Below are 8,441 nucleotides of genomic sequence, written 5' to 3'. Positions count from 1 at the left end.
CCCAACAACCAGACCACAGTGGACACACCGGATGCGACGGCCGGCACCCCACCCCGCCCACCAACCGGACACATGATCAACAACCGCCATCAAGATCAACCCACAACCACACCGGTGGATCCAGGCTGAACGTCCCCATTCCTACATCGTCAACCTCACGCAGCGACGAATAGCCGACTGACCTGCAAAATCTCGACCTTGCCGGGACCCTACTCTCAAGGTAGGCAAGGAGGCCTTCACGTACTCAGTTCACGCAACCAGCCAGCTCAGGCGAAGCGGAAGACGACGAAGGCGGAGCGGCGACAGAGGAAGTGGCCGCGACCGGCTTGATCCCGATCCCGCCGGTCGGCTCCCCCACCGCGGCGACGCTCGTCGACGTCAGCGCGGACTCCACGAACGCCTTCACCTCGGCCGGGTCCACCTTCACCGCGTCGCCGTCGGACGGTGTCGGCAGGGAAAGGCTCTGGACCGGGATCGTCTGGAACTTCAGCGCCCCCGAGCTCATCCCCTGCAGCTGCTGCGCGAAGCTCACCACATCCCAGCCGCGGTCGAGCACGACCGAGCCCTGGACGGCGCCGACCAGCGCGCTCAGCCTCGTGGGATCGGTGAACGTCCCCGCGTCGAGCATGGTCTTGGCCATGCTCGAAAGGAACGCCTGCTGCCGCGCGATGCGGTCGAGGTCGCTGGGCAGTCCGTGCCGCTGCCGCACGAAAGCGAGCGCCTGCGGCCCGGAAAGCAGCTGCTTCCCCGCGGGGAACGAGGCCCCGGAGCGCTTGTCCTCCACCGGTTCTTTGAGGCAGACCTCGACCCCGCCGACGGCTTCGCTCAGTGCGGAGAACCCGGCGAGGTTGACGGCGGCGTAGTGGTTGATGGACAGGCCGGTGAACTGCTCGATCGTCTGGATCGTGAGTTTGGCGCCCGCTTCGTTGGCCTTGACCTCGAGCTGCGCGCCGGTCAGGCCCTGTGCGCGCAGCGAGTTCATCGCGGCGTTCTTGCCGCGGCTGTACGCCGAGTTGATCTTGTGTTTGCCGAAGCCGCCCGCGATGTCCACATAGGAATCGCGCGGAATGGAGATGGCGCTCGCCGCGGCCCCGCCCGCCGGGATGTGGACGACGATCATCGTGTCGGTGGTGTCGCCGCCGGCATCGCCGGCGCCGGCGTGCAACGTGTCGAGGACGTTCTGCGGCAACGGGTTCCCGTTGGTGTCGGTGCGGGAGTCGATTCCGACGAGCAGGATGTTCTGCGCCACCTTCAGCGGTTCACCCGCCGGGCCGTCGGGAACCTGCGCGGAGGGCGCGATCACGTCGGCCGTGACGATCCCGTCGTCCAAACGGCTCAACTGGGTCCACGCGTACCCCGTGATCCCCAGTACGGCTGTCGACACCAGGCCCAGTGCGACGCGGCCGCCGATCCGCCGTCCTCGCGACGTGAGCAGCACGACCTTCTCCCCGCTTCCGTGAATGATCCCCCGCATTCGAGGATCACCGCGTTAGCTGGGAATTACCTGAGAAACTTGTCATGAACGGGTCTTAAAGCCCGTTCGGACCAGCGGAAGTGATCAAGCAGACAACCCGTCGCGACACCGAGTGCCGGACCGACCGCGCTGCGCTCCCTAGCGGGGCATCCGGCGCCAGATCGCGCGTGGCACCACCCGCATCACGGCGAACACCAGCCTCAGCAGTCCCGGCACCCACACCGTGTCCCGGCGTTTCCGGAGCGCGGCGACCGTCGCGTCGGCGACCTGATCGGGTGTGCTCGAGAACGGCGCCGGCGACATGCCCTCGGTCATCCGGCCGATCACGAAACCGGGCCGGACGAGCAGAAGACGCACCCCGGTGCCGTGCAGGGCGTCAGCCAAACCACACGCGAAACCGTCGAGGCCCGCCTTGGCCGATCCATAGACGTAGTTCGCCCGCCGGACCCGCACCCCGGCGACCGACGAGAACACCACCAGGCTCCCGTTTCCTTGCGCACGAAGCACAGTGGCCACATGGGTCAGCACACTCACGTGAGCCACATAGTCGGTGTGCACGATCGCGACGGCGTGGGCGGCGTCCGCTTCGGCCCGCGCCTGGTCGCCGAGGATCCCGAAAGCGGTGACGACGACGTCCAGCGGCCCGTGCTCCGCGACGACCTTCTCCAGGAACGGACCGTGCCCGGCGAGGTCGTCGGCGTCGAACTCGACCGCGGTGACCGTCTCCGCACCCGCGGCCAGCACTCGCTCGGACTCGGCGCCGAGGTCCACGCTCCGCCGCGCGGCCAGCACGATCTTGCGCGCCCCGCCCTTGGCGAGCCGCTCCGCGACCGCGAGGCCGATCTCGCTGCGCCCGCCCAGTACCAGCACCGTTCCGCTCACCCGCCGCAGTCTGCCAGGTGGGATTCGCCCGCCCACGAGTGGCACGGTTCACAAACTGCAATTTTGCAGTCTCTGCATCTTTGGGCGTATCGTGGTGCTCATGTCCGAACCCGTCAAAGGTCTCCGCGAGCGCAAGCGGCTGGAAACCCACCGCGCGCTGGCGACCACCGCCGTCCGGCTCGTCGCCGAACGCGGTCTGGACCAGGTGACGGTCGAGGACATCAGCGCGGCGGCGGGGGTCTCGCCGCGTACCTTCTTCAACTACTTCGCGTCCAAAGAGGACGCCGTCGTCATCGCGCACGCCGACACCGCCGAGCGGTCACAGCGCACCATTGAACGATTCCTCGCCACACCGAAGGAAGTCAGCGCTCCACGCGCTTTCGTCGGTGCACTGAAGGAGGAATTCGCCCACATCGACGAGAACCGCGAAGAGTGGCTCGGCCGGATGAAGGCGATCCACGAGAACGCCACGCTGCATTCGCGAGCGGTGGCCATGAACCACGACACCGTCGAGCAGACGATCGAGGCGATCGCGCGCCGCGTCGGCATGGACTCCAAGGCCGATCTCTACCCGACGTTGCTGCTGTCCGCGCTCGGCGGCGCGGTCAACGCCGCGCTCATCCTCTGGTACCAGCAGGACGGCCGGGTGTCCGCGCTCGATCTGCTGGACGAAGCCGTCGAAATGCTTCTCGCCGGGCTCCCGGAGCCCGGTGGCCGCGCGCACTGACGCGCCCGGCACCACGGAAACACGAAGGGGGACAGCTGTGTCCGTATCCATGACCGAACCACGAGAACCGGACGCCGCACCGGGCACGATGGGCCGAAAACAGGTTCTCGAAGCCATGTCGGGGCTGATGATGGGCATGTTCGTGGCCATCCTCGCCTCCACGGTGGTCGCGAACGCGTTGCCGCGCATCGTTTCCGAACTCGGCGGCTCCCAGTCGTCCTACACCTGGGTGGTCACCACCGAACTGCTCGCGATGACCGCGACGGTTCCGCTCTGGGGCAAACTTTCCGACCTGTACAACAAGAAACTGCTGATCCAGCTCTCGCTCGGGCTGTTCGTTGTCGGCTCACTGGTCGCCGGATTCGCCGGCAACATCGAGCTCCTGATCGCCAGCCGGGTCGCGCAGGGCATCGGCGCGGGCGGGCTCACCGCGCTCGCTCAGGTGATCATGGCCGCCATCGTCTCGCCGCGTGAACTCGGGAAGTACTCCGGGATCTTCGGCGCCGTGTTCGCCGTCGGGACCATCGCGGGCCCGCTGATCGGCGGCGTCATGGTGGACACCTCGTGGCTCGGTTGGCGCTGGTGCTTCTTCCTCGGCGTCCCGTTCGCGATCGCCGCGATCCTGCTGCTGCAACGCACCCTGAACCTGCCGACGATCCGGCGTGACGTGAAGGTCGACTACCTCGGGGCGTTCCTGATCATGGCGGGCGTCTCGACGCTGCTGGTCTGGTCGTCGCTGGCCGGGCACCAGTTCGCGTGGGGCTCGTGGTGGACGGCAGGACTGGTGGGCGCGGGCGTGGTCATCCTCGCCCTCGCCGTCTACGTCGAGTCGAAGGTGGCCGAGCCGATCCTGCCGCTGGGCCTGTTCCGCAACCGCACGATCACGCTGACCACCCTCGCGAGCTTCCTCGTCGGTGTCGCGATGTTCGGCGGGACGGTGTTCCTGTCGCAGTACTTCCAGCTGTCGCTCGGCAAGTCGCCGACGGTGGCCGGGCTGCTGAGCCTGCCGATGATCTTCGGCCTCCTCGTCTCCTCCACGGTCTCTGGCCAGCTGATCAGCCGGACCGGCAAGTGGAAGAGCCATCTGTTGCTCGGTTCGGCCTTGATGACCGCGGGCCTGGCCCTGCTGGGCACGCTCGACGCGAAGACGAACCTCGTGGTGCTTGGCGCGTACATGGTGGTCCTCGGGGTCGGCGTCGGCATGCTGATGCAGAACCTGGTCCTGGTGGCGCAGAACGACGTCGACGCGCACGATCTCGGCACGGCGACCTCCACGCTGTCGTTCTTCCGCAGTCTCGGCGGCTCGATCGGCGTGAGCGCGCTGGGCGCGGTGCTCGCGAACCGGGTCACCGCGCTGATCACCGAGGGCGTCGGCCCGCTGCCCGGTGGCGGCGAAGGCGGCGGCGCGGTGCCGAACATCGCCACGCTGCCGGAACCGATCGCGAACGTCGTCCGCGAGGCCTACGGGGAAGCCACGAGTGAGCTGTTCCTGATCAGCGCGCCGATCGCGCTGCTGGTGATCGTCGCCGTCGCCTTCCTCAAGCACAAGCCGCTGAAAACCCAGTCGGGCAACGAGCGGCTGGCCGAGGAGACCGTGGCCGACGCGGTCACCTGACCCACCACGAAGAGGGGCCCGGTTCGCCGAACCGGGCCCCTCCTTTTTTCGCGCGCGGAAAACCACCGGGGAAAATTCAGTCGCGCATCCGAGTGGTTTCAGGCGGCATTGCCGACGCGAATCGGACGGCGCCGTTCACTGCCGGTCAGTCCGCCGAAAACGCCATGGGCCAGTCCGTTGTCCAGCGCGTAGGCCAGGCAGGCCGAAGTGACCGGGCAGCGTGCGCAGACGGCCTTCGCCCTGGCCGCCTGCCGTGCGCCGGGACCGGTTTCGGTGACCGGGAAGAACAGTTCGGGATCCTCACCTCGGCAAGCGGCCTCGCTCAGGGCACTCACCATCCTCGTTTCCATTTTCCTATCACCTCCTTTTCTTCGATTTTCCCTTCAGCGTCAAACGACTTCCGCTCGCAGCCGGGTAACCACCCACGGTGGCACCCCAAACATCACCTTGACCGAATCGTTACACTCAGCGGCCGGCTCACTGCACCTGTTCTGGAGAGGGCATTCGCGTCAGGCGACTGAGAGCGGTGAGTGCGGGTGATGGGCCACGACGAGTTCGACGAGTTCTTTCACGCCGAATTTCCGCTGCTCACCGGCTTCCTGTGCAAGGCGGGGTTCGCACTCGACCCGGCGCGGGACGCGGCGGCGGAGGCGATGCTCAACGCCTACGAGGACTGGCGGACCATCACCCAGCCGAAATCCTGGGTCCGCCGCGTCGGGCACCGGCGAGCGAAGGAGCAGACCGCGGTCCGGGCGGACTGGGCCTTCACCGACGCGGGCAGGGAGGACAAACTCACGGTTCTCGCCGACGAGGCGTCGTCCGTCCTGACGATGCTGCGGCAGCTGCCGAAACGCCAGCAACTCGGCATGGCCTGGGCGCTGGACGGTTTCACGTCACGGGAGATCGCCGGGGTGCTCGGGATCGCGGACGAGGCGGTCAGCGCGACGTTGCGCCACGCGCGCGGCAGACTGGAGGAGCATGACCCCGAGTTCGTCGGCCGCCTGGACAACGCCAACGAAAGCTTCGTCGACGCGCTGAGAGTGGGGCTCGACGTCGAAGACACCCTGTCCAGGATCAAGAACCGCGCGATGATCCGGGAACTCGCCCTGGTGGAGCCGGGCACCCCTGCGAAGGCGGAGCCCGAACAGGTGGCGCCCGCCCACTGGTACTCCCTCGACGCGCCTGTCGCGGCCGCCGGACAAGGTGACCGCAGGGCGCTGGACCACCTGCTGGCCACCATCCGCCCGCTCGTGATCAAGTACTGCCGGGCGCGGATCGGCAGGCAGGAACGGACGTACGCCTCGGCGGACGACGTCGCGCAGGAGGTCTGCGTGGCGATCCTCCGCGCACTGCCCACCTACCGCGAACGAGGCCGGCCGTTCCTCGCCTTCGTCTACGGCATCGCCCAGCACAAGGTCGCCGACGCCCGCCGTGCCGCCGCCCGCAACCGGTCCGACCCCGTCGCCGAAGTCCCCGACGGGGTCTCGGATTCAGCGGGCCCGGAACAGCACGCGCTGCACAGCGAATTGAGCGACCGAATGGGTGAGTTGCTGCGGATCCTGCCGGACAAACAACGCGAGATCGTCGTCCTGCGCATCGTCGTCGGTTTGTCGGCGGAGGAAACGGCCAAGTCCGTCGGTTCGACGGCGGGCGCGGTGCGCGTCGCCCAGCACCGAGCTTTGACGCGACTCCGCAAAATCCTCATGGAAGAGTCGTGAGTGGTAAGGACCGTTAGAGCCTCCTCGCGACTACCGGGTGGCCGTGTCGCGAAAGCCACTTTCGGGACATCAGACGTCCCGAAAGTGGCTTTCGCGACACCCTGGACGGCGGCTGCGCCCAACGCTTCGGCTCAAGGGCGGCAGCGTTCCGCGGTCGCCGCGGCCGTCTTCAACTCGGGAGCCCCGAGAACGGCCGCGACCGGATCGAGTGCGCTGTGCGTGTCCTTCTGGGCGGCGATGAGCCCCTCGACCGCACGACCTTGCGCCGCCGTGTCGTTCTTCCCCGTCGCGTCCAGGCCGGTCTTCGCCTTCACGGTCTTGTCGCGTGCCGAGGTGTACTTCCCGAGGAACTCCTGCTTCGCCGCCTCTCCGGCCGGGACCGGGGAGGCAGGCAGAGCGCTGAGACCATCGACGGTCTTGGTCAGAATGGCCGCGTAGTGCCCGAGTTGGTCGCTCGTGCTCTTCTTGATGGCCTCGACGGTTTCCCCGCTCGCCGACGGCATCTTGTTGTTGCCGTCGATGAAATCCTTGACAGCGCCGCAGAATCCGTTCATCCAGGTCACCGCGGCGGCGGAATCCGCGACGGACGGCGAAGGCGCCACCGGTGCGGCCTGCGGTGCCGAGTCCGGCGCGCAACCGGCCAGGACCATCGCGGCCAGGGCGATTCCCGCCGCACCCAGGAGTCCGGCCGGTGTCTTGTGGGCAGCGCACATGTCTGTTTCCCCTCTCCACCGGCTGGTGTTCCCCGCCGGCGGGAGGACTTTGACACGGCGGAACGGCCGCGGTCTGCGTCATCTGACTCAGAACGGACGGCCCGTGCTCGAACTCGTAACGTTCGAGGCACGGCCCCCTGGTGGCGTAACGAGCTGCGGACAGGTGGCGAGTACAGCATTACCCCTGTTCGCTTCGAGGGCATCCAGCCGAAGAGGTAGCACCATGGCCATCAAGATCATCGCAGCGCGGCTCGAAGGTGGGAAGTTCCACGAGAACATCACGAAACTGCGCTGGATCAACCCCGGCAGCGGCGAAACCGGTGAGAGTTTCGTTTCGGCGATCGTGGCGTGGATCGAGGACGACGACGGGAAGGCCTACGTCGACGAAGGAATCCACCGGGTGGCCGTGGAGATCATCAAGCCGACCTTCGGGCCCGAATTCCTGCGCACGCGGGCGGACGGCATCTGGAAGAACAACCTGCTGGAGCTTCCGCGCTTCTGAGGGAAGTCCACAATGGACACTCAACGTCCCCGATCCTCCGTTGATCAAGCTCGGGCCACCCAGACACAGCCGAGCGGCCTACCGTCCGCCGGATCCAGGCCACCCGCTACCCGGCGACCCCGAACGGTTGCGCGTCCCCCGGCCAACTGCTCGCGTCTACCGGCAGGAGCACAACATCCCGCAAGCACGGGAGAGGGAGCGCCGCTGATGGCGCCGTTCGCTCGAAAACGATTGGCCATATTACGAAGTAGTACTCGAAATGTTGACACATAAGGCTTTGCGCCACACGGCAACAATCCCTTGCCGTTCAAACGCCGCGCGAAGACTCGCCCCGGGAAAAGCCCAGGTAGTGGGCCGGGTCGGGCTCGAACCGACGGCCAAGGGATTATGAGTCCCCTGCTCTAACCAACTGAGCTACCGGCCCCAAGGGTGCCCTGACACCTCCGCGGGAGCCGCCCCCAGCCCGAACAGCGGGTTTGCTAACGCACAGAAGTCCCAGTTCGCTCCAAGTTATCACAGCGCTCACCTGCCACGATCGCCCAGGCCGTGTCCTGTGAGGCTGTTCGATGGGCTTCGAGGTCCAGGTGGTTCCTGGCGGTGCGGGCGGATCGGCCTCGTACCGGGTCCGCCCGTGCCGTCAGGGACCGCCTGGGCCCGAAGACCGCGAACAGCCTCACAGGACACGGCCTAGTACTGCAACGGCACTCAGTTGAGTGGGTAGCCTCGCCGTTTGTAGTGGCTGAGGCGGGCTTGGTGTTGTCGTCGGCGGCGGAATCGTGACCAGGACCAGATGTGGTCGGCGGTGTCGGC

8 protein-coding genes and 1 tRNA gene are annotated in these 8,441 nt (G+C 67.1%); 4 read left to right on the top strand and 5 right to left on the bottom strand.

The window, feature by feature from the left end:
* Nucleotides 1-244: 244 nt before the first annotated feature.
* Nucleotides 245-1,438 (bottom strand): LCP family protein, encoded by a 1,194-nt coding sequence (locus ACLARN_RS43910; protein WP_409497423.1) that lies wholly within the window; start codon nucleotides 1,436-1,438, stop codon nucleotides 245-247.
* 174 nt (nucleotides 1,439-1,612) lie between these two features.
* Nucleotides 1,613-2,356, bottom strand: a complete 744-nt coding sequence (locus ACLARN_RS43905; RefSeq protein WP_409497421.1) for an SDR family NAD(P)-dependent oxidoreductase — start codon at nucleotides 2,354-2,356, stop codon at nucleotides 1,613-1,615.
* Nucleotides 2,357-2,456: 100 nt separating this feature from the next.
* On the opposite strand from ACLARN_RS43905, the gene ACLARN_RS43900 reads away from it, so the two are divergent.
* The gene (locus ACLARN_RS43900) at nucleotides 2,457-3,083 is read left to right on the top strand and encodes a TetR/AcrR family transcriptional regulator (protein ID WP_409497420.1); all 627 of its coding nucleotides are present in this window, start codon (nucleotides 2,457-2,459) and stop codon (nucleotides 3,081-3,083) included.
* A gap of 88 nt (nucleotides 3,084-3,171) precedes the next feature.
* Nucleotides 3,172-4,698, top strand: coding sequence for an MDR family MFS transporter (locus ACLARN_RS43895; protein ID WP_409497422.1), 1,527 nt, complete (start codon nucleotides 3,172-3,174; stop codon nucleotides 4,696-4,698).
* A 98-nt stretch (nucleotides 4,699-4,796) separates the two neighbouring features.
* Here ACLARN_RS43895 and ACLARN_RS43890 read toward each other — a convergent pair whose 3' ends face one another.
* Entirely contained in the window at nucleotides 4,797-5,048 is a 252-nt protein-coding gene (locus ACLARN_RS43890; RefSeq protein WP_076154981.1) for a WhiB family transcriptional regulator, read from the bottom strand.
* 189 nt (nucleotides 5,049-5,237) lie between these two features.
* Here ACLARN_RS43890 and shbA point away from each other — a divergent pair, with 189 nt between their 5' ends.
* Nucleotides 5,238-6,416, top strand: a complete 1,179-nt coding sequence (gene shbA, locus ACLARN_RS43885; protein WP_409497419.1) for an RNA polymerase sigma factor ShbA — start codon at nucleotides 5,238-5,240, stop codon at nucleotides 6,414-6,416.
* Nucleotides 6,417-6,547: 131 nt separating this feature from the next.
* Here the strand turns inward: shbA and ACLARN_RS43880 are convergent, their stop codons facing one another.
* The gene (locus ACLARN_RS43880) at nucleotides 6,548-7,129 is read right to left on the bottom strand and encodes a hypothetical protein (RefSeq protein ID WP_409497418.1); all 582 of its coding nucleotides are present in this window, start codon (nucleotides 7,127-7,129) and stop codon (nucleotides 6,548-6,550) included.
* A 223-nt stretch (nucleotides 7,130-7,352) separates the two neighbouring features.
* Between ACLARN_RS43880 and ACLARN_RS43875 the strand changes: the two genes are divergently transcribed.
* Entirely contained in the window at nucleotides 7,353-7,631 is a 279-nt protein-coding gene (locus ACLARN_RS43875; protein WP_034324314.1) for a DUF3892 domain-containing protein, read from the top strand.
* A gap of 350 nt (nucleotides 7,632-7,981) precedes the next feature.
* Here ACLARN_RS43875 and ACLARN_RS43870 read toward each other — a convergent pair.
* Nucleotides 7,982-8,055: transfer RNA gene (locus ACLARN_RS43870), tRNA-Ile, on the bottom strand.
* Nucleotides 8,056-8,441 lie beyond the last annotated feature (386 nt).

The organism is Amycolatopsis sp. cmx-11-12 (assembly GCF_046269425.1).
In the GTDB taxonomy this organism is placed as follows: domain Bacteria; phylum Actinomycetota; class Actinomycetes; order Mycobacteriales; family Pseudonocardiaceae; genus Amycolatopsis.
This window is presented reverse-complemented; position numbering and strand designations above follow the sequence as displayed.

Coding starts and splice junctions, on each gene's coding strand:
- ACLARN_RS43900 (WP_409497420.1), top strand. CDS start 2,457: ATGTCCGAACCCGTCAAAGGTCTCCGCGAGCGCAAGCGGCTGGAAACC.
- ACLARN_RS43895 (WP_409497422.1), top strand. CDS start 3,172: ATGGGCCGAAAACAGGTTCTCGAAGCCATGTCGGGGCTGATGATGGGC.
- shbA (WP_409497419.1), top strand. CDS start 5,238: ATGGGCCACGACGAGTTCGACGAGTTCTTTCACGCCGAATTTCCGCTG.
- ACLARN_RS43890 (WP_076154981.1), bottom strand. CDS start 5,048: ATGGAAACGAGGATGGTGAGTGCCCTGAGCGAGGCCGCTTGCCGAGGT.
- ACLARN_RS43880 (WP_409497418.1), bottom strand. CDS start 7,129: ATGTGCGCTGCCCACAAGACACCGGCCGGACTCCTGGGTGCGGCGGGA.
- ACLARN_RS43875 (WP_034324314.1), top strand. CDS start 7,353: ATGGCCATCAAGATCATCGCAGCGCGGCTCGAAGGTGGGAAGTTCCAC.